The sequence below is a fragment of the Corynebacterium ihumii genome, assembly GCF_028609825.1.
Lineage (GTDB): Bacteria > Actinomycetota > Actinomycetes > Mycobacteriales > Mycobacteriaceae > Corynebacterium > Corynebacterium afermentans.
In genome coordinates this window covers 1,128,881-1,154,773 of the sequence record NZ_CP063190.1, presented here as the reverse complement: position 1 = coordinate 1,154,773, position 25,893 = coordinate 1,128,881, and the positions used below count along the sequence as shown (strand labels likewise).

Genomic DNA, 25,893 nt, shown 5'->3' with positions numbered 1-25,893 from the left:
CTTTCGCTTCACGTCTGGGCTCTGCCCAGGGTAGCGAGCGTCTGAGCAACTGTGTCGACAGCGACATCGAAATCGCCGGCGCTGAGGTGTGCAAAGCTCAGCACCAAACCGTCGCCGCTGTTGGTCCACAAGGTGGATTCGTGCCCGGACGCGATGCCGGCCTCAAGCAGACGCGTTTCAAACTCGTCGCGCTCTTCTCGGGTGCCGAAACGAACCGTGAGGTCCGCGCCGTCGCCGGGTGCGAGTCGGGCGCCCTTGAACAGTGGGACAAGCTGCTCGTTTAGAACTTCGCGGCGCTGCGCCAGCCCTCGATGGACGGCGCGGGAGGCGCGGCGGGCGACGCCGTCGTTAAGCAGGTGCGCGATCGCCCGCTGCGTCACGGAAGAAACCGGCATGCCGAGCACGCTGCGGACTTCGCGTAGCAACTCGGTAGTTGCAGGCGAGGCTACGACGTACCCCGCAGCGAGCTCTCGCGACAGCAGCGTTGAAAACGTGCCGAGGGTGAGCACGTCCGCGCGGGTGGCAAGCGAGGACAGCGCCGGCTGCGGGGAGATACGGTAGCGCAGTTCAGTGTTGAAGTCGTCCTCGATTACCACGGTGCTGGTGCGCGCGGCCCACTCGAGCAACTCCACACGGCGGGCGGCGGGCATAGCGCCGCCGAAAGGGTAAAGGTGCGACGGGGTGACCAGCAAGGCGTCGAGGGAGTCGGGGAGTTCGTTGACCACTATGCCGTCGGAGTCAGTTACGCATTCCACGACCTCGTGGCCGGCAAGCGGGATCACGCGACGCAGGCCAGGATGCCCGGGGTCTTCCACGCCGACCCGCAGGTTAGGGCCGAGAGCAGTCAGGATGCACATGAGCCCCTCGCGTGAGCCGCCGGTGGCCACGATCTGGTCCGGGGACACGCGCATGCTTCGGGCGAGGCGGAGGTGCTCGGCCACGGCGTGGCGCAGCTCGGGCTCGCCGGACTTGTCCACGGTGTTGCCGGGTTCCGCGGCGGCCTCGCGCCACGCCTTTCGCCACGTTGCAGGGCGGATCGTGCCCGCGCTGCCGGGCGAGGGCTTTAGGGAGATTCGGGCCTTCGGGGTTGTGCGGTCAGGCGTGTCGGCGATGGGCTCGGGCAGAGGCGTGGCGACGGTGAGGTCCGGGTGGATCCGCGTCGGTGCGCCCTGGCTGGTCAGAAGGTAGCCCTCGCCCTCGAGCTGGTCGTAGGCGGTCACCACGCTGCCGCGGGAGACGCCGATTTGTTCGGCGAGGGCGCGGGTGGACGGGATGGCGTCGTTAGGCGAAAGCGCGCCTGTGGCAACGGCGTCGCGAATGCCCGCGGCGATCTGCGCGGGGATGGGCGTTGGGTGGTCGCGGGAGATGTGCAGCAGCATCAACTGGTCCAAAGAAACTAAATGGAACTGGCACTTGGAATCTACCAGTTGGCGGGGCAGACTAAGCGGTATGTCTGATGCAGAACAGTTGAACCAGAAATTCATCGGCGGCGTGATCATGGACGTGGTCACGCCCGAGCAGGCCAAGATCGCCGAGGATGCAGGCGCGTCCGCCGTCATGGCGCTGGAGCGCGTGCCTGCCGATATCCGCGCCCAGGGTGGTGTGGCCCGCATGTCTGACCCGGATCTCATCGAGGGCATCATCGACACCGTCGACATCCCGGTGATGGCCAAGGCCCGCATCGGCCACGTGGTGGAGGCGAAGATCCTCGAGCACCTGGGCGTGGACTACATCGACGAATCCGAGGTGCTCAGCCCCGCCGACTACGTCAACCACATCGACAAGCGGGGCTTTTCCGTGCCGTTCGTCTGCGGCGCGACCAACCTCGGCGAGGCGCTGCGCCGCATCAACGAGGGCGCGTCCATGATCCGCTCCAAGGGCGAGGCCGGCACCGGTGACGTCTCTGAGGCCACCAAGCACATCCGCAAGATCACCAGCGAGATCGCAGCGCTGCAGGCGATCTGGGCGAACAACCGCGATGAGCTCTACGTCGCGGCCAAGGAGCTGCAGGCTCCGTACCAGTTGGTGGCCCAGGTGGCGGAAAACGGCAAGCTGCCGGTACCGCTGCTCGTCGCCGGCGGCGTGTCCACCCCGGCGGACGCCGCGTTCATGATGGAGCTCGGCGCGGACGGTGTCTTCGTCGGCTCTGGCATCTTCAAGTCCGGCAACCCGGAGGCCCGCGCGAAGGCCGTGGTGAAGGCCACGAAGAACTTCAACGACATCGCGGTGGTCACCGAGGCGTCCCGCGGCCTGGGCGAGGCGATGGTCGGCATCAACGTCGCAGACCTTCCCGCGCCGCACCGCCTGGCCGAGCGCGGCTGGTAGGGCCGAGAAACGCGTAAAGCTCGTTACCTGCACCTCGTTAGTCCCCGAGAGGCGATAAACGATGTGCGAGTAACGAGCTTTTGCTTAGCGACGCAAGCTCCGCCTAGCGCACGTCCCCAAACTTGCGCACGACCCAACGGCTGATGGCGATAAGCGCCACGCCGAGTGCGATGGTGATCGCGGACAGAGTGAGGAAGAAGGTGCGCTCCGCGGTGGCGTCGTCTGGGTTATACAGCGAGCCAAGCACGCCGGATAGCGCGGTACCCATGGATACGGACATCAGCCACACCGCGAACAGGCGCGACTTGAACGCCACCGGGGCGACCTTGGTGGCCAGCGAGTTACCGACAGGGGAGAGCAGCAACTCGCCCATGGTGAACAGGAACAGGATCAGCACCAGTACAGCAAGCGGGGTGGAGTTTTCGCCCTTGCCCACATACGGCAGGAAGATGAACAGCGACAGGCCGATGATGATGTTGGCCACGCCGAACTTCGTGGCAGAAGCCCACTGGCGCTCGCCCAGTTTCGTCCACATGGCGGCGAATATCGGCGCGAAGATGATGATGAACAGCGGGTTGAAGGACTGCACCTGTGAGGGCTCGAGTTCAGTCCAGAAGAAGTCCAAATTGGCTCGCTGATCCGTGTACAGCGCCACTACAGTGAACTGCGACTGGAAGATGGCGAAAAACGCGACAGAGCCGGCGAGCAGCGGGATGTAGCCGGTCAGGCGCGACTTCTCGTGGGCGGTGACCTTGTCGGAGGCGAACATCTCCCACAGCAGAATGACCGTCGCAGCAAGGGCGATGGCGAAGACAACCCAGCTCAGCAAGTCCAGTGGCAGGATGCCCGTGGTGAGCAGACCGACCACGATCGCGGCAACGGCAAGCGCGCCGAAACCTACGGGTGCCCATTTCGAGCGCGGCAGCGGGTTGGGCACCTCGGAGCCGGCGGCGCCGATGGTGGATTTGCGCATGAGCATGTACTGCACCAGGCCGATAGCCATACCGATGGCGGCCAGGCCGAAGCCCCAGTGGAAGCCAGCCTGCCCCCACACTAAGCCCGTAAGCCAAGGGCCGAGCAGGCCGCCGATGTTGACGGACATGTAGAAGATGGAAAAGCCTGCGTCGCGGCGCGGGTCCTCGCGGGTGTACAGGTCGCCGAGCACCACCTGGGTCGCCGTCTTCACGCCGCCGGAACCGATGCCGATGCACACCAGGCCGATGGCGAGTCCCGTGGCGCCCGGAACGAGGGCGAGCACGACGTGGCCGATCATGACCAGGATCGCCGAGTAGAACAGGGTGCGCTCGGCGCCGAGGATGCGGTCGCCCACGAAGGAGGCGAGCAGCGCCATCATGTAGACGAAGCCGCCGTATGCGCCAACCAGGCTCAGCGCGGTGGGCTCGTCGATGCCGAGACCACCCTCGGTTGCCGAGTAGTACATGTAGTAGGCCAGCAGCGCCTGCATGCCGTAGAAACTGAAGCGCTCCCACAGCTCAATGCCGAAGAGGTTGGCCAGCCCCCAGGGCTGGCCAAAGAATTTGCGCTCGGTCTGCGGCACGGCCGCACCGGGCTGTGTTACGTAAGTCATACTCAAATAAAATACGTCGCATCGTATTATTTTCCAAACACAGACACGCCTGTAGGCTCGTTACCTATGACGCGTTACTTGGGAACCGAGACGGAGTACGGCATCACCTGCCCGGACAATCCGCAGATCAGCCCGCTGGTTACCTCCACGCACTCGGTGGTTGCCTACGCGGCGCTGCGCACCCAGGCCCGCACCCGCTGGGACTATGCGGAAGAAGCCCCGCTGAAAGACGCCCGCGGCTTCGACCTGCAGCGCTACCGAAGCGTGCCGGTTGTGGACGCAAACGCGATCGGGGTGGCCAACGTAGTCACCACCAACGGCGCGCGCTACTACGTCGACCACGGGCACCCGGAATACTCCAGCCCGGAATGCTCGAACGCCTTCGACGCCATGGTCTTTGATGCCGCCGGCGACATCGTCCTCAACGACGCCGCCGCCTGCATACGCGAGCTGTGGGAGCAGCAGGTCTCCGTGCTGGCCAAGCACGAGCCGTGCCCGCCGCTGAAGTTCTACAAGAACAACGTCGACGGCAAGGGCCGCTCCTACGGCAGCCACGAAAACTACCTGTATTCGCGCCACACCAACTTCGAGGACCTCACCCAGGCGCTGATCCCATTCTTCGTTACCCGCCAGGTCATCATCGGTGCGGGCCGGGTGGGCATCGGCCAGGAGTCGCAGGAACCGGGCTTCCAAATCTCCCAGCGCGCGGACTACTTCGAGCAGGAAGTTTCGCTGGAGACCACGCTCAACCGCGGCATCGTCAACACGCGCGACGAGCCGCACGCACCCGAGGAGGAATTCCGCCGCCTGCACGTCATCGTGGGCGATGCGAACATGAGCCAGTTCTCAAACTTCCTCAAACTCGGCATGACCTCGCTTGTGCTCGACGCGATTGAGTCTGGCGTGGATTTTTCGCACTTGCGCCTGAAAGACCCGGTGGGGGACATCAAGGCAGTCAGCCACGACCCCACGCTGCAATACGAGCTTGAGCTTCTCGACGGCCAGAGGTTGTCAGCGATCTCCATCCTCCGTGAATACAGGGCTGGCTGCGAGGGGCGCAGTGACGTCGATAAGCAAGTGCTCAAGATGTGGGGCGAGGTCCTCGACGATCTCGAGCGCGACCCGCTGTCCACCGCCGACCGGCTGGATTGGACGGCGAAGTGGGCGCTGGTGCGCAGGTTTGAGCAGCGCGGCGCAACCCAGGCGAAGCTGCAGGCGATTGATTTGCAGTACGCGGACATCGATCCAAAGACGTCCCTGTACCACGCGCTGGTGCGCAAGGGAGCGATGCGCACGATGGTTAGCGCTGAGGAGATCGCGCGTGCCGCGGTGCACCCGCCGGAGGACACCCGCGCCTACTTTCGGGGACGCGCCGGCGAGAAGTTCGCCGAGGACCTAACGGCGTCGAACTGGCAGTCCATGCTGTTTACGGTGGACGGGCAGCTCTACCGGGTACCGCTGGACCTGCTGGGCAGCCACACGAAAGCGGACGTGGGGGAGTTAATCGAAAACTCCGCGACAACACGCGAGCTGTTGTCCGGCCTGGGGCTGACCCCAGAACGCTAAGGTTGCATCTATGGCTACGCAACAGACACACGCTTCCGGCGGCGGGGACAACCACGGCGAGGACGTCGCCGCGGAATCGGCCGGCCAGGCCCAGATCAACACCTCCGGCACCGACGACCTGCTCGACGAAATTGACGCGCTGTTGGACACAAACGCGGAGGAGTTTGTGAAGTCGTTTGTGCAGAAGGGCGGGCAGTAAGCTGACCACCAGCTACCCGCGCCGAGTCATGGGCGTGGAAACGGAGTTCGGCGTGGCCGCCTACGACGGCTCACGTCAGGTGCTCACGCCCGAAGAGGTCGCGCGCTACCTGTTTCGCCCGGTGGTCGCGCAGCACCGCAGCTCCAACGTGTTCACCTCAAACGCTTCGCGCCTGTACCTGGATGTGGGCTCGCACCCTGAGTACGCGACCGCGGAGTGCGATTCGCTGAGCCAACTGCTCGCCTACGACAAGGCGGGGGAGCGGATCTTCCACCAGTTGTCGCAGCAGTGCGATGAGGCGCTGCGTAACGACGGCTTCGCAGGTTCGACCTACCTGTTCAAAAACAACGTGGATTCGCGCGGGAACTCCTACGGTGCGCACGAGAACTACCTGATCAGCCGCGAGCTCGCGCTGAAGTCCTTCGGCCAACAGTTGTTGCCGTTTCTGATCACTCGCCAGCTGATCTGCGGCGCGGGCAAGATCGCGGGGGACAAGTTCGTCATCTCCCAGCGCGCAGACCAGGTGTGGGAGGGCGTTTCGTCCGCCACCACGCGGACCAGGCCGATCATCAACACTCGCGATGAACCTCACGGTGATTCCCACCGGTACCGCCGCATGCACGTGATTGTGGGCGATTCCAACATGTCCGAGCCCACCTTCGCCCTGAAGGTCGGCTCGATGCTGCTGGTTATCGAGATGCTGGAAGCGGGCTTCGACCTGCCTGACATGGAACTGGCGGATCCGATTGCGCACATCCGCGACATCGCCGCTGACCCCACAGGTGCTATCGAACTCACCCTTGCAGCGGGCGGCACCGTCACCGCGCTCGAGGTGCAGCAGCGCACCCTCGACGCGGCGAAGCGCTGGCTTGAGCAGCGCCCGGATGAGGGCACGCCGAATGAGGAGATGGCGCGGGTGGTGGACCTGTGGTCCCGCGTGCTCGACGCCATTGCCACGCAGGACTTCTCTGGCGTGGACGCGGAGATCGAATGGGTGATCAAGCGCAAACTGCTCACCCAGTTCAAAGACCGGCTCGGCTGCGGCTGGGACCACCCGAAACTCGCCCAGATTGACCTAACGTACCACGACATCAACCCCGAGCGCGGCCTGTTCTACCTGCTGGAGCGTAAGGGGTTGGCGGCGCGCTGGATCGAGGATGCCGCCATCGAGCAGGCGGTGGACAACCCGCCGGCGACAACGCGCGCAGCCATCCGCGGCGAGTTCCTCACCGCCGTGCGCGAGCGGGGCCTTGCGCATAATGTCGACTGGGTGCACTTGAAGGTCAACCGCCCGGAACCCCGCACCGTGGAGCTGCAGGACCCGTTCGCCAACGCGGACGATGCCGCAGCCGACCTGATTAGCTGGGTGCGGGCGCAAGAAGCAGCAGAAGGGTAGGTCGCGGTGCCCAACGACAATGACATGGTCGTGCGCCAAGTCGGGCTCACGTTTGCGTTGCTGGCCTCGCCCGCAAAACGCGACGTGGCCTGGGTGCAGACGAATGTGGACGGCTACGGGGGACGCACCCGCGACGCCGCCACCCACCTCATTGAGCGCGACGTGCGCGAGCTGCGCGACCTCGGCGTGCCCGCGCGCTACCAGGACGGCGAAGTCTGGGTGGTCAAGGACCTCTACGAGTTGCCCGCCGTGGACCTGACCGCCGAGGAAGCCTCCGTGGTGGGCCTTGCCGCGGATTTGAGCAAGCCGGGCTCGCTCGGCGAGTTTGCCCGTTCCGGCTGGACCAAGCTCGCAGCCTCGGGCGCGACGCGCTCCATGGACGCGCCGGCGCTGATGAGCGTGTCCAACGACATCTTCCAGCTGCGTCCCGACACCCTGCGCGCGATTGTGAAGTGTGTGCAGGCGAAGCAGCGCATCTCCTTCGACTTCGTCCGCGCCCCAGGCAAGGACCCGGAGCGCCGCGTGGTGGATCCGTGGGGCGTGGTGTCTTTGAACAACCGCGCCTACTTCGTCGGCTACGACATCGAGCGTGAAGACGTGCGCGTGTTCCGCCTGAAAAAGATCTCGGGGCTGAAGAAGGTGCGCCACAGCGACGCGTTCCACGAGCGCGCAGGCGACCTGCAGGCGCTGGTAGAGGAGACGCTGCGCGGCGAGCTTATCGACGCCACCGTCACCGTCACCCACGGCACCGGCGAAGAACTCGCCCAGCGCGGCACCCGCGCCTCCGGAGTCGAGACGGGTGGGCAAGACCATGACACCATCACGCTGCGCGACGTGGACCGCGACTGGGCTGTGCGGACCATCGCCAGCCTCGCCGGGAGCGTGGTCGCGGTGGAGCCGGTGCAGGTCCGACAGGACGTCGTTAAGCTGCTGCGCACCGCTGTAGAGGGGAGCGACTAATGGCCGTGGACTTCAAGCGCCAGGAGCGCGTGGTGCGCCTGCTGAACCTGCTGGCGTACGCATCGAACCACCCGGGACTGACGCCGATGGAGATCGCCCGCGACCTGGGCGCGGACCCGATGCAGGTGCGCGACGATTTCGAGCTGCTGTTTCTTTCCGGCGTGGGTACCGGCCCCGGCGAGATGATCGACCTGGAGTACTCCTGGAAGGGCGTCGACATCATAGACGACCAGGGGATGACCACCCCGCTGCGTCTTTCCCCGGCGGAGGCGAGCGCCCTGCTCATCCTGCTGGATTCCCTGGAAACCATGCCGGGACTTGTGGACGGCCGCGCGGTGCGCTCCGCCGCGGAGAAGATCCGCGCGGTGACGACGTCGCAGGCGGTCGGCGACGCGGAGCACACCGCTGAAGCCGGCGTCGCTAGCACCGTGGCGGAGGCGCTCGCCGCCAAGCGCAAGCTGCGCATCACCTACTACTCCGCATCCTCGGACACCGTCACCGAGCGCGAGGTGGACCCCGCGAGCCTGTTCCACCAGTCCGGCGCTACCTACCTGCGCGCCACGGACAGCGGGGAGACGAAGACGTTCCGCCTGGACAGGATCCAGCATGCTGAGCTTCTCGACGTTCCTTCGGAGACCCCCGGCACAGACTTCGACCCGGCGGACCCGTTCGGCATGGCCGACCAGCCGCAAGCCAAACTGCTGATCCATAAAGAGGCCACGTGGCTTGCGGACTACTGGGACATCGAACTGGAAGATGCGCAAGCGCAGGGCGCATGGCTCCCGGCGACCATGCGCTACGGCAGCGACAGCTGGCTGGTTCGCTTCAGCCTCAGCCAAGCTGACCGGGTTCGCATCGTCGAACCTGCAGTTCTGGCCGCAGAAGCTATGTCGCGCGCGCAACGTGCACTAGACGCGTTAGACTAATCTGAGCGTTACACCGTCTTCGGAAAGGACAACCCATGCCAAGTATTGGATGGACCGAGCTCATCATCGTCATCTTCCTCGTGCTGCTCTTGTTCGGCGCAAACAAGCTGCCGGACCTGGCGCGTTCCATGGGTCGCTCCGCACGCATCTTCAAGTCCGAGGTCAAGGAGATGCGAAACGAAGACGAGGCGGACACCCCGGCACAGCAGCGTCAGATCGACGCTGCGCCGGCACAGGAGACCCGCAGCGCTGCCCAGGAGGCGGACTTCTGGGAGCGTCCGGAGAACAATCCGCGCTAAGTCTGCCTGATGGCACGCACGAAAACTCCCAAGAAGCCGAAGCGAGCGAAGAACCCGGCCGGTGAGATGTCGCTGGTGGAGCACCTCCAGGAGCTCCGGCGGCGAGTGATAATTTCGCTGGCCGCGATCGTCGTCGGCACCATCATCGGCTTCATCTGGTACCAGGCCGCCCCGCCGCGCATGATGCCGCTGGGCGAGATCATCCGCGGACCCTACTGCAACCTGCCGTCGAATCTCCGGGCGGATTTCACTGGCGACGGCGAATGCCGCCTGCTCGCTACCAACCCGTTTGAGATGTTTATGCTGCGCCTTAAAGTGGGCGCTCTCGCTGGGCTGGTTCTTTCATCGCCGGTGTGGCTCATGCAGATCTGGAACTTCATCACCCCGGGCCTGCACAAAAACGAGCGCCGCTACACGTTCAGCTTCATCACCATTGCGGTGCTGCTGTTCGTCTCCGGTGCGTTGCTCGCGTACTTCGTGCTGGATAAGGGCCTGTACGTGCTGATTACCATGGGCAGCGAGTTCCAGGTCGCCGCACTGACAGGTGGGGAGTACTACAACTTCCTCCTCGCGCTCGTCGTCATCTTCGGCGTCAGCTTCGAGGTGCCGCTGATCATCATCATGCTCAACATGTTGGGCATCCTGCGCTACGAGCACGTCAAGGACAAGCGCCGCCTGATCATCGTGGGCATCTTCGCCTTCGCCGCGGTGATGACGCCGGGCCAGGAGCCGTTTTCCATGGTAGCGCTGGCGATCTCCATCTGTCTGCTGGTGGAGATGGCCTTCCAGTTCTGCCGCTGGAACGACCGCAAGCAAAAGCGCGAGCGCCCCGACTGGATGGATCTGGACGACGAGGAAGCCTCCGGCCCGATTGAGGCGCCGACATCCGTCGGCCCCGCAAGCAGCATCGGGGCGGAGGCGGTTGAGCGCCCGGCACCGGTGCAGCGCGCACCGGAGCGCCAGCGCAACTCCTCGCCGCGGGGCTACGCGGGCGGAGCAGATTTCAGGGACGTACTGTAGGGGGCATGCTTTCCCCCGATCCTGGTACATCGTTTCTGCGGGAATTCGCCGACGCGAAGCCGTTTGCACTCGACGACTTTCAGCTCCATGCCTGCCAGGCGGTGGAGCAGGACCGCGGCGTGCTGGTGTGCGCGCCCACCGGTTCGGGCAAGACCATCGTCGGCGAGTTTGCCGTCGCGCTCGCACTGCACCGCGGCACGAAGTGCTTCTACACCACACCGATTAAGGCGCTGAGCAACCAGAAGTACCACGACTTAGTCGCAGAGCACGGTGAGGACGCGGTAGGCCTGCTTACCGGGGATACCAGCATCAACGGCTCTGCCGAGATCGTGGTGATGACCACCGAGGTGCTGCGCAACATGCTGTACGCGGAGTCTCCGCAGCTGGATCGGCTCACGCACGTGGTGATGGACGAGATCCACTACCTTGCGGACCGGGACCGGGGTGCTGTGTGGGAGGAAATCATCCTCAACCTCGACGATTCCGTGAGCCTGATCGGCCTGTCCGCCACCGTGTCCAACTCCGAGGAATTCGGCGAGTGGCTCGACGCAGTGCGCGGTGACACTGAGGTCATCGTTTCCGAGCACCGTCCGGTGCCGCTGAGCCAGTACATGATGGTCGGCCGCAAGATGTTCCCGCTGTTCGAGCCTGGCACCGGCGGGCGGGTCAACCGCAGCCTCGAGCACGCCATCGAGCGCATAGAGGCGGGCTCCTCCGACGAGGGCCGCCGCGACTTCGAGGAGGGGAGGGGCTTTCGCTCGCGCTCGCGCAGCGGACGCTCGCGCGGCCAGGACAAAGTGCGCCCCGTCGGCCGGCCCGAGGTCGTCTCCGCGCTGCAAGGCCAGGACATGCTGCCGGCGATCGTGTTCATCTTCTCCCGCGCGGGCTGCGACGGAGCATTGTTTCAGTGTTTGCGCTCCCGCAAGGAGCTGACCACGCCTGAGGAGCGCGCGGAGATCGAGCAGATCATCGACGACGGCGTGGAAGGCATCCCCGAAGAGGACTTGGAGGTGCTGAACTTCCGCCAGGTGCGCACCGCCTGGATGCGTGGGTTCGCCGCGCACCACGCTGGCCTGTTGCCCGCGTTCAAGCACATCGTGGAGCAACTGTTCGTTCGCGGCTTAGTCAAGGTCGTTTTCGCCACCGAGACCCTGGCGCTGGGCATCAATATGCCGGCGCGCACCGTTGTGTTGGAGAAGATGGTCAAGTTCAACGGCGAAGCGCACGTGGACCTCACCCCGGGCCAGTACACCCAGCTCACGGGGCGCGCTGGCCGGCGTGGCATCGACCACATCGGCAACGCCGTGGTGCAGTGGGCGCCCGCGATGGACCCGCACCAGGTGGCGGGGTTGGCGTCCACACGCACGTATCCGCTGATTTCCCAGTTCCAGCCCGGCTACAACATGGCCATCAACATGCTGGCCATGAATGGCTTCGACGATTCCATCCGTCTGATCGAGCAGTCCTTCGCCCAGTTCCAAACGGACCGCTCCGTCGTCGGCGAGGTGCGCGACATCGAGCGTCTCCAGCAGAAAGTGCGCTCGCTGCGCTCCAAGCTCGAGCGTGACATCTCCGCCTTTGCTCCGCCGAGCGACGACGCGGCCGCCGAGCTGGTCGAGTACTCCCAGCTGCGCCGAGATCTGTCGGAGGAGGAAAAGCAAGCCCGCCGCGACCACCTGGACAGCCGCCACACCGAAACCATCAAGATCCTCGGCTCGCTGCAGGTGGGTCAGGTCATCGCGCTGCCCAGCAAGCGCAAGCCGGAGCTTGCCGCCGTGGTGCAACCCGCGGGCAAGCCGCACGACCCGCGCCCCTGGGTGACCACGGAGCGCGGCTGGTCCGGGCGCATCGACGCCGCTGCGTTCAAGAACCCGCCACTTGTTGTGGGCCGCATCAAGGTGCCGCGACACATGCAGGACCAGCCGCGCCGCCACGCCCGCAAGGTCGCGTCACTTCTGCACCGGGGCCACTTCAACGCACCGAAACGCCTGCGTGAGCAGTCCCGGGTGCGGCCGAACAAGAAGGTCACCGCGCTGCGTGAGGCCATCCGCAACCACCCGGTGCACGACTGGCCGGCGGCGGATAGGGAGATTCTGGCGCGCACCGCCGAGGAAATCGTGCGCGAGGAGCGCACGCTTGCCAAGCTGGAGCGGCGCGTGGATACCTCCACAGATTCGCTGGGCCGCACGTTCGAGCGCATCATCGGGTTGCTCACGGAGATGGATTACGTTGAGCTTCTCGACGGTGAACCGCAGGTCACCGACGAAGGCGAGCGCCTCTCCCGCATCCACAACGTCTCCGATCTTTTGGTCGCGCAGTGCCTCAAGCGCGGCATTTGGGACAACCTGGACCCGGCCGAACTCGCCGGTGTGGCCTCCATGGTGGTTTTTGAAAACCGGCGTGCCACCGGCGGCAGCCCCGAAGCCGCCACCGACGCCATGGCTGACGCGATGAACGAGACGATGCGCATCTACGGCGAGCTGGTTGCCGACGAGCAGCGCCACAACCTGCCCGCGACCCGTCTGCCGGACCCCGGGTTCTGTCTGTCCATCCATCAGTGGACCGCCGGTGCGCCGCTGGGCTACGCACTGGCCGCGGCGGCGGAATCGGGCGCCGAACTTACTCCCGGCGACTTCGTGCGCTGGTGCCGCCAGGCGATCGACCTGTTGGAACAGATCAAAAAGACCGGCTATTCGGACCAGATCCGGGACAACGCCAACCGGGCTGTTGACGCGATCCGTCGCGGCGTGGTGGCGATCGGCAACTAGAGCCCCCGCAGCGACCGCGCCAGCCCCCGCGGCCACAGCGACACGGTGGCGATGCGCAGGTTCGTGCCGCCCGGATCCAGGATGAGGGATTGCACGCCAACGACCTTTCCCCCGACCAGCACAGGACCGCCGGAATCGCCCTTCACCGCCGGCGGGTTGGCGTACACCAGGCCAGCCGGACGCACCCGGGTCACGCGCTTCCTGGACCAGGATACCGGCAGGGTGCCCAGGTAGAGACCCGGCCGCGCCTGGACGCTGCGAGCCTGACCGCCGTATCCGAGAGTGAGCGTACGGGCGAACAAGCGCGGCGACGGCCCGAGCTCGAACGGAGTAGCCTCAACTCGATCCGGCAGCCGGACGAGTGCGACATCCGTGCCGGCCAGAATGTTGAGACTGTCGACGGGGAACACGGAGCCGTCGACACGCACCCGCGCCCCTGCATGCGGGCGCTCACGGAAGAAATGCGCGCAGGTGAGCACGATGTCGGGGGCGATGAGCGCACCCGAGCAGTAGCCGCCACCCGGAGCGCTGAGGCGGGCGACGGAGCGGTTCAGGGCAGGCAACACTCCCACGATGCTAGCGATCTACCATGGCGCACATGACTGCATTCGACTCTGATACGTACACCGCACGCCGCCAGGAAGCCGTCGAGTTGGTCAAACAGCGCGGTCTGGGTGGGCTGGTCATCGGCACCGGCGCCGAGTTCGCCTACCTCACCGGTTCCTGGACTTCCTCGCACGAGAGGCTCACCGCGCTTGTGATCGCGCCTGGCGGCACCACCGTGGTGGCACCGGTGACCGACATCCAGTCGCTGGGGCTGGACGGCGCCGCAGACGTCGAAGTCATCGGCTGGCGCGACGGGGAAGACCCGTACAAGCTGGTAGCGGACACGCTTGAAGACGGCACCGTGGGCCTCGGGTCGTCGCTGACCGCGGACCACGTCTTCGCCCTCCAGGCGCTGCTGCCTGCAACCGAGCTTGCCTCCGACGCGGTGGCGGAGCTGTTCATGGTCAAAGACGACGAGGAGGCCGTCGAGCTGGCAAAGGCCGGCGCAGCCATCGACCGCGTGCACGAGCGCGCCGCTGATCTGCTCCAGCCCGGACGCACGGAGCGCGAGATCGCGGACGAGCTGCACGCGCTGATCCTGGAGGAGCACGAATCCGTCTCCTTCGTCATCGTCGGCTCCGGGCCCAATGGTTCCAACCCGCACCACGACTTCTCCGACCGTGTCCTCGAAGAGGGGGACCCCGTGGTGGTGGACCTGGGTGGCGCGCTGCCGTCCGGCTACCAGTCCGATTGCACCCGCACCCACGTGGTAGGCGAGACTGCCAAGGCACCGAAGGACTTCCTGGAGGCCTACGCAGTGCTTGAGCGCGCGTTCGACGCCGCGTGCGCTGCCGCCAAGCCCGGCATCACTGCCGGCGAGCTCGACGCCGCCGCGCGCGAGGTGATCGAAGACGCCGGGTACGGCGAATATTTCACTCACCGCCTGGGCCACGGCATCGGCCTTTCCGGCCACGAGCAGCCGTTCATTATCGCCGGCTCCGACGTGGTGCTGCGCGAGGGCATGGCATTTTCCATCGAGCCGGGCATCTACGTGCCAGGCAAGTGGGGCATGCGCATCGAGGACATCGTGCGCATGACCGCGAACGTCATTGAAACGCTCAACCACACCCGCCGCACGCTAGGCGTAAACGATGCCTAGCGCTGCTGGTCAGGGCGCAGTGCTCCTGCTCGGGGCGCGCAGCGACATCGGCGGCGAGATCGCGGCACGCGTCTGCCAGGGCCGTGAGGTCGTGTTGGCGGCCAGGGGGAGTGGGGGCCTGGCGGACGTCGAGAAGCGATTGTTCGCCGCGGGTGCCACAGCGGTGCGAACGTTCGATTTCGACGCCACCGACTTAGACGCGCACCGCCGCATCGTGCGCGAGGCGGGCGATGTCACCACCGCGATCGTGGCGTTCGGCATCCTCGGCGACCAGGAGCTCGCAGAGCGCAACGAGCACGAGGCCGCGCGCATCGCCACTGTGGACTACCTTGCGCAGGTGAGCATGCTTACGGTGCTTTCTGACGAGATGGCACGCGGGGAGATCTTCGCCTTCTCCTCCATCGCCGGGTGGCGGGCACGCCGCGCCAACTACGTCTACGGCTCCACTAAGGCGGGCCTGGACGCGTTTTGCCAAGGCCTGATGGACCGGCTGCACGGCACAGGTCTGAGCCTCATCCTCGCGCGACCAGGCTTCGTCATCGGATCCATGACTGAAGGGATGAAACCTGCGGTGATGTCGGTGACCCCGGATGTTGTCGCAGACGCGGTGGTGGACGCCGCGGCGCGGGGCAAAAGCGCCACGGTGTGGATCCCGCGGCGCCTGGCCGTCCTCGCAGCCGTCATGCTCGTGGTGCCGAGGCCGGTGTGGAGGCACATGCCGAGGTAGCCGCCGAGCCAGGTACCCTCGTGGCCATGCCGATTCCTCTTCTCGCATACTTCGTCGTCGAAGCGCTCGCGTTTTTCCTGGTGGCCAAAGCCATCGGTGTTGGCTGGGCGCTTTTGGCGATTTTCGTGCTCATGATTGCCGGCGGCGCCGCAGCCAGCATGGCGCTGCGCAACTCGCTGCTGCAGGCAGCGCACGGCCGCTCTAGCGTGGGCAAGCTCGCGGGTGATTCCGCGCTGCTCATCGGGGGCTGGACGCTCTCCGTCATCCCCGGCTTCGTCACTTCGCTGATCGGCCTGCCGCTGGTGTTTGGCCCGACGCGCGCGTTGATCCGCAAGACCATGACCAAGCGGGCGCGCGCCGCCGTGGAGAACCTCGGTGTGCGTGTCTACGACGCCACGCCGATGGGGCAGTTCCAAACCACCTACGGATCCTTCAAGCAGCAAGGCGACGCGCAGCCGCAGGAGTCGGTCATCGACGCCGACGAGCTAGAGCAGTGGTACCGCATGGACAGCCCTGAGCGCCCGCAGGATCCGGACGGTGGCGGCGGCAGCGCCGGCGGGGCGCGCTAAATGCCGGCGTTTCTCCGTTTCGGACTCGCCGCCGTTTCTGGCTGGCTGGTTTACCTTTCGTACGAACCTCTCGGCCACTGGTGGGCTGCCGTGCTCGGCATCGCGCTGCTGTGGCTCACACTCATGCCGTGGCCCAGGCGCGCCACCGCGGCGCTGGGCATGGCCGGGGAGGCGCAGGAGCGTCCTTCCGCCCGCTTCGGTGCGCTGATCGGGTTCACGCATGGCTTGTTTTGCTACCTGTTCCTGCTGCCGTGGGTCGGCGAGTTTGTCGGCGCCATGCCATACATCGCACTGGCCATCACGATGGCGCTCTACGCGCTGGCCACCGGCGCGTTCGGCGTGTTGGTGGCCCGCTGGCGCTACGGTGCGTTCACGTTCCCGCTGGTCTACCTGGCGGTCGAGTTCGTGCGTTCCTCGTGGCCCTTCGGTGGCTTTGCGTGGGTGCGCCTGGCGTGGGGGCAGATCAACGGCCCGCTCGCGGCACTATCGGCGTGGGGTGGGCCCGCGCTGGTCACCGTCGCCACCGTGCTCGTGGCGGTCGGGTGCGTCTCGCTTCTCGACGCCGCTTCGCGCCGCGCGGCCGTTGCCGCCATCATCCTGCCGTTGGCTGCCGGCTTGATCGCCAATATCGGCGTGGGAAAGGACAGCTCCACCGTCGACCAGGCACGGGTGGGGGCCGTGCAAGGCAACGTGCCGCGTTTGGGTCTGGATTTCAATGAGCAGCGCCGGGCGGTACTGAGCAACCACGTCAACGAGACCCTGCGGCTCGCGGAAGAAGCAAACGAATCCGGCGACAAGTTGGACATGGTGTTCTGGCCGGAAAATGCCTCCGACGTCAACCCGTTCGTCGACACGCAGGCCGAGGCCCTGGTGGGTGCGGCAGTGCGCGGCGTGGATGCGCCGTTGCTGGTGGGCACGCTCACCCGCGACGATGTCGGCGCCCGCAACACCATGGTGGTCTTCGACCCGGAGACAGGGCCAGGCGAGCGCCACGACAAGCGCTTCCTGCAGCCGTTCGGCGAATACATGCCCATGCGCGATTTCTTCCGCAACTTCTCGGATCTGGTGGACTTGGCGGGCGACTTCAAGCCTGGCGACGACAACGGTGTAGTCCACATGGGCGGCATTCCAGTTGGCGTTGCCACCTGTTACGAGGTGGCGGAAGACGAGGCGTACCGCATGGCGGTGCGCGGCGGCGCGCAGATCCTGTCCACGCCGACGAACAACGCCACCTTCGGGTTCACGGACATGACGTATCAGCAGCTGGCGATGAGCCGGATGCGCGCGATCGCAACCGACAGGGCAGTGGTGGTCGTTGCCACCTCGGGTGTCTCGGCGATCGTGCACCCGGATGGACGAGTGTCCCAGCAGACGGAGATCTTCGAACCCGCGCATCTGATCGAGACGCTTCCGCTGCGTACCGGTACTACTCCCGCGGTGCGGTTCGGGCAGCTTTTGGAGTGGCTGATGGTCGCCGCCGGTGTGGCGCTGATGATTGCCGCAGCCGTGTCCGCGCGCCAACGTGGGCGCGGGTATGCTCCTACCGGAGAACAACAGCGTAAAACCGAGGAGAACTAGCGCCGTGGCCAACCAGACCCTGGTGATCATTCCGACCTACAACGAGGTAGAGAACCTCCCGCTTATCGTCGAGCGCGTACTGGCTACGAAGGATGCCGTGGACATCCTCGTCGTTGACGACAACTCGCCGGACGGCACCGGTGCGAAGGCCGACGAGCTCGCCGCGGCCCATGACGAGGTCAACGTGCTGCACCGCACCGGCAAGGACGGCCTGCTCGCCGCCTACCGCGCCGGCTTCAACTGGGGCCTGGAGCGCGACTACCAGGTGCTGGTGCAGATGGACGCCGACGGCTCGCACGCACCGGAGGAGCTGCACGGGCTGCTCGACGCGTTGGATAACGGCGCGGACCTGGCCATCGGCTCCCGCTACATCGAGGGCGGGGAAGTGGTGAACTGGCCGAAGAACCGTTTCCTGCTGTCCAAGCTGGGCAACCAGTACGTCTCTCTCGCCCTCGGCACGGACGTGGCCGATATGACCGCCGGCTACCGCGCCTTCAAGCGCGAGGTGCTGGAGGAGTTAGACTTGGATTCCCTGTCTACCAAGGGATACATCTTCCAGGTAGAGATCGCCCACAAGGTGGACAAGCTCGGCTTCGACATCCGCGAGGTGCCGATCACGTTTGAGGACCGTAAGCTCGGCGAGTCCAAATTGGACGCCAGCTTCGCCACCGCATCGCTGGCCGAGGTCACCAAGTGGGGTGTTTCGGAGAAGGCAACCTTTGTCAAGGATCTGACCTCCGAGACCGTGCGCCAGCTCGTCTACGCCGTGGAGCACTCGAAGCTTTCCGACGTCCGCCGCACGGCCGCCGACGCTCCCGAGCAGATTGTCAACGCGCTCGGCGATTTCGGAGCGGTGGCTAAGCACGAGATCGACAACGCCAACCTGGGCAAGCTCCAGTCAAACGCCGCCCGCCGCCTCAACACCGCAATCCACCTGGGCGAGGAAACCTTCCGCCAGGCGCTCTACGCGCTCGGCTTCGACGGCAAGCGGAAGAATTAACGGCAGCTCATAGGCACGTGCCCGCCGCCGCGAATTCGTTTCGCGGGGGCGGGCACGTGCGTTACGCCGTCCTGAAGCGGCGTTAGCTCTCGTTGGCCTGCTGCTGTTCCTTCGCAATGCGGGCGGCGGTGCGGCGGCGCTTACGCAGCTGCTCAAGGCGCTCCTCAAGCAGGACGTCGAGCTCCTCGATGCTGCGACGCTCCCGCAGCATGTCCCAGTGGGTGCGCGGCGGCTTGGCGGGCTTGGATTCCACGCCTTCGCCCTCCATGAGGGTGCCTACCTGGCCGTTCTTGCACATCCATTCCTCGGGAATTTCGGCGTCGTCCGCAAACGGCACCTCGAACACTTCACCGTTGGGGGTGCGGTACTTTGCCATCCGGCGTGGCGCGAGATCGTGGTCGCGGTCCGTTTCGTAGCTGACTGCGCCCATGCGGCTTCCGCGAAGAACTCGATCAGCCATGGCACTCACCATCCTTTTCAACCCGTTTGTTTTTCAGTCGCTTCAGTATAACGGTGCAGTTCTGGGAATTGTTCCCGGCCACTTTCGCGTAATCGACACATGTAATAGACTAGGAAGCTGTGACGGATAAGCTACGTGCCCTGACCAAGAAGACAGCCACATGCGCCTGGTGCGGCAAGGAGATCCCGGTAAACCGAGGCCGTGGCCGAAAGCGCAAGTACTGCGGACCCTCCTGCAAGCAGCGCGCCTACGAGCAGCGCACCATGCTTGCCGGTACGTCCGTTGAGGAGGACGCGGTCATCCTCAACCGCAACAAGGTCGCAGAATACCGCGATCGCCTGTACGCACTGCGGTGCGCCGCGGAGGATATCCGCACGGCAGCAGCGGAAGGGGCAGGCCCTGACGATTTGGCACCGCTTTGTGACGAATTAGTAGAATTGGCTCAGCAACTTGAAAGGCTGAGGTGATTTCCAAGTGGAAAAACGCGCGGCAACCAGCGCAAAGACGCGCACAACCTTAATCGTTTTCGTTTCCATTTTCATCGTCGTGGCGGTGCTCGTGGCCATGATTCCGCTGTTTATGACCCTGTTTAAGGGCGGCGGCGTGAAGACAGAGGGGATTGACGCCGACAACGTGTCCGCAGCCTCCACAGAGCTTGACGGCGAATGGACGGTAACTAACCGCCCGGGCGACAACGTCACATCCGCCGGCTTCACATTTGAAGAGGTGCTGCCGGGCGAGCGCCGCAGCACATCGGCGTCCACGCGCGCGGTCACAGGCTTTGCCACGATTACCGAAGGCACGCTGTCCGCCGGCGAGATTACCGTTGACATGCAGCACTTGTCGTCCGACAGCGACAAGCGCGACTCGTCGGTGCGGCGCCGCATCTTCCACACGGACGAGTATTCGGAGGCTACGTTCAAGGTGACGCAACCGGCTGATGTGTCCGCCGTGCCGGAGGACGGCAGCGTGGGCACCGCAGAACTCACCGGCGAGCTAACCATCCACGGCACGACGAACGAGGTGACGCACGAGTTCGACGTTGCGCGTTCGGGCGACCGTTTGATCGTCGCCGGCGATATTCCGATCAACCGCCTGGACTATGGCGTTGAGACCCCGGAGCTCGTCGCGGCGAAAATCGCCGAGGAGGGCGAAGTGAACGTGCGGATCAACATGACCAAGTAGATGGACTCCTTTACGTAACGTTACGTTAACAGGGGTATATGGAAGGGCGCCGGACGCAAGGAGCGTGCGGCGCCCTTTTACTGTTTATCCGTATATGCCTGTCCGATAATGTACATTATGTCAAGTAACGTTCCGATGGCCGCGACCACCCACTAGCGGCGTCCTCTCCTGTTTCTCCGCGCGAACGTGATCTGCGTCAGATCGATCATCCCCAGCCGCGCCATCGCCTCACGCAACGCGAACTGCCACACCCACAGGCGGCGGAACACGGCATCGTAGCCGTCGGCCGCCGCGTCGCGCAGCTTGCCGTCGAACGTGACGCGCTGCAGACGCAGCGACGCTGCGAGGTGCTCCGGCGCCGACGTCTGCGCCACGACGCGCAGTTCGGTCTCGCGGTCGACTGTCTTGCCAATCTCCGTAACCGTCGAAAAATACAGTCCCGGCCAGATATATGCCCGCAGCGACTCCAGCGCGAGATCCGCCGTGCGGTTGTACGCCTGCGTGCGCACCATCGTTTGCATGGCTGCTCGCCCTCCCTGACCAAGCAGCGCGTCCACGGCAAGCAGATACTTTCTCTGCTGGCGTTGCGGCATGGTTTCAAACACCTCCATGCTCGCGACCGCGTCGTAAGCACCGCTTCGTTGCTTGGCTACGGCTGCCGGGCCCTCCGCGATGCGGTCCACGGTGACGGATCCGTCTGTGCCCGCGAGAATCAGCCGCTCGCGCATCGCGGCGTACAGACGCGAATCGCGGGTCACGGCATCGACAGTCGCCCCGCGCGCAGCGGCCTCGAACGCTAAAGCGCCGCCTCCGGACGGATACTCCAACAGGTGCGTGCCAGATGCCACGTTCAGGCTCTCTAAAATAGCTTCTATGCTGCGGTTTTGCGCATCTTGCAGATCCGCCCTGCCGGACTCCATGGGCGCCCCAATTTCCGTCACGTCTACGAAATGATCGCGGGGCTCACGACCTCTGCCTGCGCCTTTAGTGTGCGACTTCATCCGCACCCGTTGCGTGGTGGCCACTCCGGTGGCGAAATGCCCCTGGAACGCGCTGAGTCCATCGCCCGAAAAGTGCGCTACTAGATCCGGCGGCAACTCCCCTGGCGTTGCTGGCCGCACTGCGTCCACGCGGCGGGTGCGCGGGCAGTAGCCGGTACGTAGGAGGGCCGTCAGGACGTCGACAAGCTGCTGCGAACCCCCTGTCGACCACTCTCCCGCCATGTAGCCCTCCGCGAGCCCAACCCACCCGCTCGCCGCGACGCGTTGAAACACCTCAGCGCGCTCAACCGCTATATCTGCGCCGTCTCCTTCGAACGACAGGCCCGCTTTCGCACAAGCACGAGCGAAGCCGGCCTCCGCGAGCCTCGTTCGCAACCTGCCCGGCTTCGGAATATCGGCCACCCCCGGCCACGCGTCTGCATCAACTGGTTGAAGGTGCACGGGGATGTTCGCGGGAGTGCTCTCGGCCATTTCTCGAATGCTAGTCCGCGCAGCACTGAGATATGAGGTGCCACGGCGGAGCCTGCCCGCGCAGTTTATTGGAGGGCGCGTACTATGTATGCCGTTCCATCAATAACGTCATTATCCCGAGGAGATATCACTCATGGCCTCTCAGGTGTACCGCCCCGAAGGTAGTCGCCACCACGTTGTCATCGTGGGCGCAGGTTTTGGCGGCGTGAATGCGGCGAAAGAGCTCGCAGACGCAGATGTCGACATCACGCTGATCAACAACACCAACCACCACCTCTTCCCGCCGCTGCTTTACCAGGTGGCAACCGGCCTGATGTCTTCCGGCGAAATCACCGGCGATGTGCGCCAGATGTTTGGCAGTCAACAGAACGTCCGCGTTGTTCGCGGCACCGTGGAGACCGTCGATGTTCCGGCGAAGACCGTCACCTCCGTCGAGGGCGACAAGGAGACCACCTTCTCCTACGACTCGCTCATCGTCGCCGCCGGTGCTGGCCAGTCGTACTTTGGCAACGACCACTTTGCGCAGTTCGCTCCGGGTCTGAAGACGTTGGACCACGCGTTTGAGATCCGCGCCCGCCTCATCGCAGCCTTCGAGCGCGCTGAGCTGGCGCAAACGCCGGAAGAGCGCGAGCGTGAGCTGACCTTCGTCATCGTCGGCGCAGGCCCGACCGGTGTGGAGCTGGCCGGCCAGGTGGCCGAGATGGCGCACCGCGCATTCACCTCCGGCCGCTACTCCTTTAGCACCGAGCAGTCCAAGATCTACCTGCTGGACGGCGCGCCACAGGTCCTGCCACCGTTTGGCAAGCGCCTGGGCAAGAAGGCGCAGCGCGAGCTGGAGAAGGCGGGCGTGACCGTCATCCTCAACGCGATGGTGACCAACGTGGACGCGGATTCCGTGACCTACAAGGACATGAAGACCGAGCAGGAGACCACCATCAGCACCCCGACCAAGATTTGGTCCGCTGGTGTTGCCGCTTCCCCGCTGGGCAAGCAGATTGCCGATCAGCTCGGTGTCGAGGCCGACCGCGCCGGCAAGGTTGCGGTCAACGCCGACCTGTCCGTGGGCGACGAGCCGAACCTGTTCATCGTCGGCGACATGATGAACCGCGACCGCCTCCCGGGCGTTGCGCAGGTAGCTATCCAGTCCGGTGCTTACGTGGGCAAGATCATCAAGGAGCAGGTCGAACACGACGTCGCTCCGGAAAACCGTGACCCGTTCGAGTACTTCGACAAGGGCTCTATGGCCATCATCAACCGCTTCAACGCGGTTGTGAAGATGGGCAAGGTGGAAATCACCGGCTTCATCGGCTGGCTGATGTGGCTGGGCGTGCACCTGTCCTTCCTCACTGGCACCCGCAACCGTCTTGTGGCCGCCACCGAGTGGACCATCAACGCGTTCTCGCGTACCCGCCACAACCTCGCGGTGACCGAGGGGCAGCTCGAGGGACCTGTGCTGGACAACGAGAAGTAACCCTTCGTCCTCCCCTGGCGTTTCGCCGACGACGATCCAAACCGGCCCAGAACCTATCTCCACAGGCATTGGGCCGGTTCTTTCATGCCATTTTCACCCACGACAGTTGTGCACAATGTCACACCAATCGTATTACTATTAGCTCTGAATCATCGCTTACAATGGTTCTTGAGCGGCCCGCGCTTTGAAAGTACATGGGTAAGTAAATGGGCAAGCGCAGCCGCGAGATCCTCAAATGCTTTAAAGAAGGACTGTGCAACTGTGACTGTTTCGACAGAGCCGCAAATTGAAAACCGCGCGTGGGACGGCTTCAAGCCGGGCCCGTGGATGGAACGCATCGACGTCCGCGATTTCGTCCAGCGCAACTACACCCCGTACGACGGGGATGCATCGTTCCTTGAAGGTGCCACGGAAAAGACCTTGCGCCTCTGGGACTACCTTGACAAGAACTACCTCGCCGTCGAGCGTGAGCGCCGTGTCTACGACGTGGACACGGAAACACCCGCCGACATCGACGCCTTCAAGCCGGGATACATCTCGGAGGACGACGACGTCGTTGTTGGTCTGCAGACGGACACTCCGACCAAGCGCGCAATGATGCCGAACGGTGGCTGGCGCATGGTTGAGCAGGCCATCAAGGAGGCCGGCAAAGAGGTCAACCCGGACGTGAAGAAGATCTTCACGCAGTACCGCAAGACCCACAACGACGCCGTCTTTGACATCTACACCCCGCGCATCCGCGCGGCGCGCTCCTCCCACATCGTGACGGGCCTGCCGGATGCTTACGGCCGTGGCCGCATCATCGGCGACTACCGCCGTGTGGCTCTCTACGGTGTGGATTTCCTTATCGAGGAGAAGCAGCAGGCGAAGAACGCTTCCTTGGAGAAGGGCTTCTCCGAGCACTGGGCTCGCTACCGTGAGGAGCACGCCGAGCAGATCAAGGCGCTGAAGAAGCTGAAGAAGATGGCTGAGGACTACGGCTTCGACATCTCCGGCCCGGCAACCAACGCCAAGGAAGCCGTGCAGTGGACCTACTTCGGCTACCTCGCCTCCGTGAAGAGCCAGGACGGCGCCGCCATGTCCATTGGTCGCCTCTCCCCCTTCCTGGATGCGTACTTCGAGCGCGACTTGGCCAACGGCACCCTGACCGAGGTCGAGGCTCAGGAGATCATCGACGCACTGGTGATCAAGCTGCGCATCGTCCGCTTCCTGCGCACCGAGGACTACGACCAGATCTTCTCCGGCGACCCGTACTGGGCAACCTGGACTGATGCCGGCTTCTCCGAGGACGGCCGCCACCAGGTGACCAAGACCGCGTTCCGTCTACTGCAGACGCTGCGCAACCTAGGTCCGGCTCCGGAGCCGAACATCACCATCTTCTGGGACCCGGCGCTTCCGGAGGGCTACAAGGAATTCTGCGCCGCGATCTCCATCGAGACCTCGTCGCTGCAGTACGAGTCCGACAAGCAGATCCGCGACAAGTGGGGCGACGATGCCGCCATCGCCTGCTGCGTGTCCCCGATGCAGGTTGGCAAGCAGATGCAGTTCTTCGGCGCCCGTGTCAATGCCGCGAAGGCTCTGCTGTACGCCATGAACGGCGGCCGCGACGAAGTCACCGGCAAGCAGGTCACCGACGGCGACCACACCCCGATTCAGGGCGACGGTCCGCTGGACTTCGACGAGGTCTGGCAGAAGTACGAGGAGATGCTTGACTGGGTTGTCGGCACCTACGTCGAGGCCCTGAACATCATCCACTACTGCCACGACCGCTACGCCTTCGAGTCCATCGAGATGGCGCTGCACGACTCCGATATCGTTCGCACCATGGGCTGCGGTATTGCCGGCCTGTCCATCGTGGCGGACTCCCTGTCGGCTATTAAGTACGCGAAGGTCACCCCGGTCCGCGACGAGACCGGCCTGATCGTCGACTACGTCACCGAGGGCGAGTTCCCGTTCTACGGCAACGACGACGACCGCGCGGACGACATCGCGGCCACGGTGGTGCACACGGTGATGCAGAAGATCAAGGCGATCCCGCTGTACCGCGACGCCATCCCGACCCAGTCGGTGCTGACGATTACCTCCAACGTGGTCTACGGCAAGGCAACCGGTTCGTTCCCCTCCGGCCACAAGGCCGGCACCCCGTTCGCACCGGGCGCTAACCCGGAGAACGGCGCGGACAACCACGGCATGGTCGCGTCCATGCTCTCCGTGGGCAAGCTCGACTACAACGATGCGCTGGACGGTATCTCGCTGACCAACACCATCACCCCGTCGGGCCTGGGCCGAAACAAAGACGAGCAGGTGACCAACCTGGTCGGTGTCCTGGACGCCGGCTTCATCATGGACCACGCCGACACGGTCATCAACCCCGCCTAACTCAGACTTCCCCATCCACCTTTTCACTCTGAAGGAGAAAACATCATGACCACCCCTACTTTCGACGAGCGCCTCGCTTCCATGAAGGCTTCCCGCTCCGCTAACAACATGGACTCCGGCCTGTACCACGCCAACATCAACGTGTTGGACGAGTCCACGCTGGAGGACGCTATGGAGCACCCGGAGAACTACCCGAACCTCACCGTCCGCGTCTCCGGCTACGCCGTCAACTTCGTCAAGCTGACGAAGGAGCAGCAGCGCGACGTCATCTCCCGTACCTTCCACCAGGGCGCTTAACAT

At 64.7% G+C, this 25,893-nt stretch carries 22 protein-coding genes and 2 pseudogenes; 19 read left to right on the top strand and 5 right to left on the bottom strand.

Annotated features, from left to right (window positions below; translation table 11 throughout):
- Nucleotides 1-8: 8 nt before the first annotated feature.
- Complete coding sequence (gene pdxR / locus CIHUM_RS05720; protein ID WP_262360371.1) at nt 9-1,391, bottom strand: MocR-like pyridoxine biosynthesis transcription factor PdxR; 1,383 nt, start codon at nt 1,389-1,391, stop codon at nt 9-11.
- A gap of 58 nt (nt 1,392-1,449) precedes the next feature.
- On the opposite strand from pdxR, the gene pdxS reads away from it, so the two are divergent.
- Nucleotides 1,450-2,325, top strand: coding sequence for a pyridoxal 5'-phosphate synthase lyase subunit PdxS (pdxS, locus tag CIHUM_RS05715; RefSeq protein ID WP_101494234.1), 876 nt, complete (start codon nt 1,450-1,452; stop codon nt 2,323-2,325).
- 103 nt (nt 2,326-2,428) lie between these two features.
- On the opposite strand, the gene CIHUM_RS05710 is transcribed toward pdxS, so the two are convergent.
- Nucleotides 2,429-3,913 (bottom strand): peptide MFS transporter, encoded by a 1,485-nt coding sequence (locus CIHUM_RS05710; RefSeq protein ID WP_034999010.1) that lies wholly within the window; start codon nt 3,911-3,913, stop codon nt 2,429-2,431.
- 66 nt (nt 3,914-3,979) lie between these two features.
- On the opposite strand from CIHUM_RS05710, the gene dop reads away from it, so the two are divergent.
- The 8 genes from dop to CIHUM_RS05670 are packed head-to-tail and all read left to right on the top strand — an operon-like array spanning nt 3,980 to nt 13,047.
- Nucleotides 3,980-5,479, top strand: coding sequence for a depupylase/deamidase Dop (dop, locus tag CIHUM_RS05705; protein ID WP_034999012.1), 1,500 nt, complete (start codon nt 3,980-3,982; stop codon nt 5,477-5,479).
- Between the two features lie 10 nt (nt 5,480-5,489).
- Entirely contained in the window at nt 5,490-5,678 is a 189-nt protein-coding gene (locus CIHUM_RS05700; RefSeq protein ID WP_034999014.1) for a ubiquitin-like protein Pup, read from the top strand.
- Between the two features lie 28 nt (nt 5,679-5,706).
- Complete coding sequence (pafA, locus tag CIHUM_RS05695; protein ID WP_101494235.1) at nt 5,707-7,074, top strand: Pup--protein ligase; 1,368 nt, start codon at nt 5,707-5,709, stop codon at nt 7,072-7,074.
- Between the two features lie 6 nt (nt 7,075-7,080).
- Nucleotides 7,081-8,034: a helix-turn-helix transcriptional regulator gene (locus tag CIHUM_RS05690; RefSeq protein ID WP_051106390.1), complete on the top strand. Its 954-nt coding sequence runs from the start codon at nt 7,081-7,083 to the stop codon at nt 8,032-8,034.
- On the top strand, nt 8,034-8,960 hold the full coding sequence (locus CIHUM_RS05685; protein ID WP_034999016.1) for a helix-turn-helix transcriptional regulator: 927 nt from the start codon (nt 8,034-8,036) through the stop codon (nt 8,958-8,960). Before CIHUM_RS05690 ends, CIHUM_RS05685 begins: the two co-directional genes overlap by 1 nt.
- A 35-nt stretch (nt 8,961-8,995) precedes the next feature.
- Nucleotides 8,996-9,259 (top strand): Sec-independent protein translocase subunit TatA, encoded by a 264-nt coding sequence (tatA, locus tag CIHUM_RS05680; RefSeq protein WP_034999018.1) that lies wholly within the window; start codon nt 8,996-8,998, stop codon nt 9,257-9,259.
- 9 nt (nt 9,260-9,268) lie between these two features.
- Nucleotides 9,269-10,279 carry a twin-arginine translocase subunit TatC gene (gene tatC, locus CIHUM_RS05675; RefSeq protein WP_243427150.1) on the top strand — a complete coding sequence of 337 codons (1,011 nt, stop codon included), beginning with the start codon at nt 9,269-9,271 and terminating at the stop codon, nt 10,277-10,279.
- A 5-nt stretch (nt 10,280-10,284) separates the two neighbouring features.
- Nucleotides 10,285-13,047, top strand: a complete 2,763-nt coding sequence (locus tag CIHUM_RS05670) for a DEAD/DEAH box helicase (RefSeq protein ID WP_034999020.1) — start codon at nt 10,285-10,287, stop codon at nt 13,045-13,047.
- On the opposite strand, the gene CIHUM_RS05665 is transcribed toward CIHUM_RS05670, so the two are convergent.
- Nucleotides 13,044-13,613: a trypsin-like serine peptidase gene (locus tag CIHUM_RS05665; protein WP_034999022.1), complete on the bottom strand. Its 570-nt coding sequence runs from the start codon at nt 13,611-13,613 to the stop codon at nt 13,044-13,046. The two genes, CIHUM_RS05670 and CIHUM_RS05665, sit on opposite strands and share 4 nt — an antisense overlap.
- Before the next feature lie 23 nt (nt 13,614-13,636).
- Between CIHUM_RS05665 and CIHUM_RS05660 the strand changes: the two genes are divergently transcribed.
- From CIHUM_RS05660 to CIHUM_RS05640, 5 genes are read left to right on the top strand one after another with little or no spacing between them, the layout of a single operon-like run.
- Complete coding sequence (locus tag CIHUM_RS05660; protein ID WP_420536124.1) at nt 13,637-14,752, top strand: M24 family metallopeptidase; 1,116 nt, start codon at nt 13,637-13,639, stop codon at nt 14,750-14,752.
- Complete coding sequence (locus tag CIHUM_RS05655) at nt 14,745-15,479, top strand: SDR family oxidoreductase (RefSeq protein ID WP_034999028.1); 735 nt, start codon at nt 14,745-14,747, stop codon at nt 15,477-15,479. The genes CIHUM_RS05660 and CIHUM_RS05655 overlap by 8 nt, the downstream gene beginning before the upstream one ends.
- A 26-nt stretch (nt 15,480-15,505) precedes the next feature.
- Nucleotides 15,506-16,048: an FxsA family protein gene (locus tag CIHUM_RS05650; RefSeq protein ID WP_051106426.1), complete on the top strand. Its 543-nt coding sequence runs from the start codon at nt 15,506-15,508 to the stop codon at nt 16,046-16,048.
- Nucleotides 16,049-17,626 (top strand): apolipoprotein N-acyltransferase, encoded by a 1,578-nt coding sequence (lnt, locus tag CIHUM_RS05645; protein ID WP_034999030.1) that lies wholly within the window; start codon nt 16,049-16,051, stop codon nt 17,624-17,626.
- A complete protein-coding gene (locus CIHUM_RS05640; protein WP_081634427.1) occupies nt 17,583-18,626 on the top strand; it encodes a polyprenol monophosphomannose synthase in 1,044 nt (347 codons plus the stop codon). The genes lnt and CIHUM_RS05640 overlap by 44 nt, the downstream gene beginning before the upstream one ends.
- An 82-nt stretch (nt 18,627-18,708) precedes the next feature.
- Here the strand turns inward: CIHUM_RS05640 and CIHUM_RS05635 are convergent, their stop codons facing one another.
- Nucleotides 18,709-19,086 (bottom strand): RNA polymerase-binding protein RbpA, encoded by a 378-nt coding sequence (locus CIHUM_RS05635; protein WP_034999032.1) that lies wholly within the window; start codon nt 19,084-19,086, stop codon nt 18,709-18,711.
- Between the two features lie 119 nt (nt 19,087-19,205).
- On the opposite strand from CIHUM_RS05635, the gene CIHUM_RS05630 reads away from it, so the two are divergent.
- Nucleotides 19,206-19,553 (top strand): hypothetical protein, encoded by a 348-nt coding sequence (locus CIHUM_RS05630; RefSeq protein ID WP_238635272.1) that lies wholly within the window; start codon nt 19,206-19,208, stop codon nt 19,551-19,553.
- 7 nt (nt 19,554-19,560) lie between these two features.
- Nucleotides 19,561-20,271: a YceI family protein gene (locus tag CIHUM_RS05625; protein ID WP_273680249.1), complete on the top strand. Its 711-nt coding sequence runs from the start codon at nt 19,561-19,563 to the stop codon at nt 20,269-20,271.
- A gap of 152 nt (nt 20,272-20,423) precedes the next feature.
- On the opposite strand, the gene CIHUM_RS05620 is transcribed toward CIHUM_RS05625, so the two are convergent.
- Nucleotides 20,424-21,743: an SAM-dependent methyltransferase gene (locus CIHUM_RS05620; RefSeq protein ID WP_034999034.1), complete on the bottom strand. Its 1,320-nt coding sequence runs from the start codon at nt 21,741-21,743 to the stop codon at nt 20,424-20,426.
- A gap of 133 nt (nt 21,744-21,876) precedes the next feature.
- On the opposite strand from CIHUM_RS05620, the gene CIHUM_RS05615 reads away from it, so the two are divergent.
- The 3 genes and pseudogenes from CIHUM_RS05615 (at nt 21,877) to grcA2 (ending at nt 25,890) form a co-directional block, all read left to right on the top strand.
- On the top strand, nt 21,877-23,214 hold the full coding sequence (locus CIHUM_RS05615) for an NAD(P)/FAD-dependent oxidoreductase (RefSeq protein WP_034999036.1): 1,338 nt from the start codon (nt 21,877-21,879) through the stop codon (nt 23,212-23,214).
- An 84-nt stretch (nt 23,215-23,298) separates the two neighbouring features.
- Nucleotides 23,299-25,302, top strand: a pseudogene (locus tag CIHUM_RS05610) (pyruvate formate lyase family protein); the annotation flags it as partial.
- Nucleotides 25,282-25,890, top strand: a pseudogene (gene grcA2 / locus CIHUM_RS11040) (autonomous glycyl radical cofactor GrcA2). The pseudogenes CIHUM_RS05610 and grcA2, both read left to right, overlap by 21 nt.
- Nucleotides 25,891-25,893 lie beyond the last annotated feature (3 nt).

Excerpts from the sequence above, each read along its gene's own strand:
- CIHUM_RS05650 (WP_051106426.1), top strand. The coding sequence starts at position 15,506 with ATGCCGATTCCTCTTCTCGCATACTTCGTCGTCGAAGCGCTCGCGTTT.
- CIHUM_RS05655 (WP_034999028.1), top strand. The coding sequence starts at position 14,745 with ATGCCTAGCGCTGCTGGTCAGGGCGCAGTGCTCCTGCTCGGGGCGCGC.
- CIHUM_RS05710 (WP_034999010.1), bottom strand. The coding sequence starts at position 3,913 with ATGACTTACGTAACACAGCCCGGTGCGGCCGTGCCGCAGACCGAGCGC.
- CIHUM_RS05670 (WP_034999020.1), top strand. The coding sequence starts at position 10,285 with ATGCTTTCCCCCGATCCTGGTACATCGTTTCTGCGGGAATTCGCCGAC.
- CIHUM_RS05635 (WP_034999032.1), bottom strand. The coding sequence starts at position 19,086 with ATGGCTGATCGAGTTCTTCGCGGAAGCCGCATGGGCGCAGTCAGCTAC.
- CIHUM_RS05620 (WP_034999034.1), bottom strand. The coding sequence starts at position 21,743 with ATGGCCGAGAGCACTCCCGCGAACATCCCCGTGCACCTTCAACCAGTT.
- CIHUM_RS05685 (WP_034999016.1), top strand. The coding sequence starts at position 8,034 with ATGGCCGTGGACTTCAAGCGCCAGGAGCGCGTGGTGCGCCTGCTGAAC.
- pafA (WP_101494235.1), top strand. The coding sequence starts at position 5,707 with ATGGGCGTGGAAACGGAGTTCGGCGTGGCCGCCTACGACGGCTCACGT.
- CIHUM_RS05700 (WP_034999014.1), top strand. The coding sequence starts at position 5,490 with ATGGCTACGCAACAGACACACGCTTCCGGCGGCGGGGACAACCACGGC.
- tatC (WP_243427150.1), top strand. The coding sequence starts at position 9,269 with ATGGCACGCACGAAAACTCCCAAGAAGCCGAAGCGAGCGAAGAACCCG.
- tatA (WP_034999018.1), top strand. The coding sequence starts at position 8,996 with ATGCCAAGTATTGGATGGACCGAGCTCATCATCGTCATCTTCCTCGTG.
- CIHUM_RS05615 (WP_034999036.1), top strand. The coding sequence starts at position 21,877 with ATGGCCTCTCAGGTGTACCGCCCCGAAGGTAGTCGCCACCACGTTGTC.
- CIHUM_RS05660 (WP_420536124.1), top strand. The coding sequence starts at position 13,637 with ATGGCGCACATGACTGCATTCGACTCTGATACGTACACCGCACGCCGC.
- dop (WP_034999012.1), top strand. The coding sequence starts at position 3,980 with ATGACGCGTTACTTGGGAACCGAGACGGAGTACGGCATCACCTGCCCG.
- lnt (WP_034999030.1), top strand. The coding sequence starts at position 16,049 with ATGCCGGCGTTTCTCCGTTTCGGACTCGCCGCCGTTTCTGGCTGGCTG.
- CIHUM_RS05640 (WP_081634427.1), top strand. The coding sequence starts at position 17,583 with ATGCTCCTACCGGAGAACAACAGCGTAAAACCGAGGAGAACTAGCGCC.
- pdxS (WP_101494234.1), top strand. The coding sequence starts at position 1,450 with ATGTCTGATGCAGAACAGTTGAACCAGAAATTCATCGGCGGCGTGATC.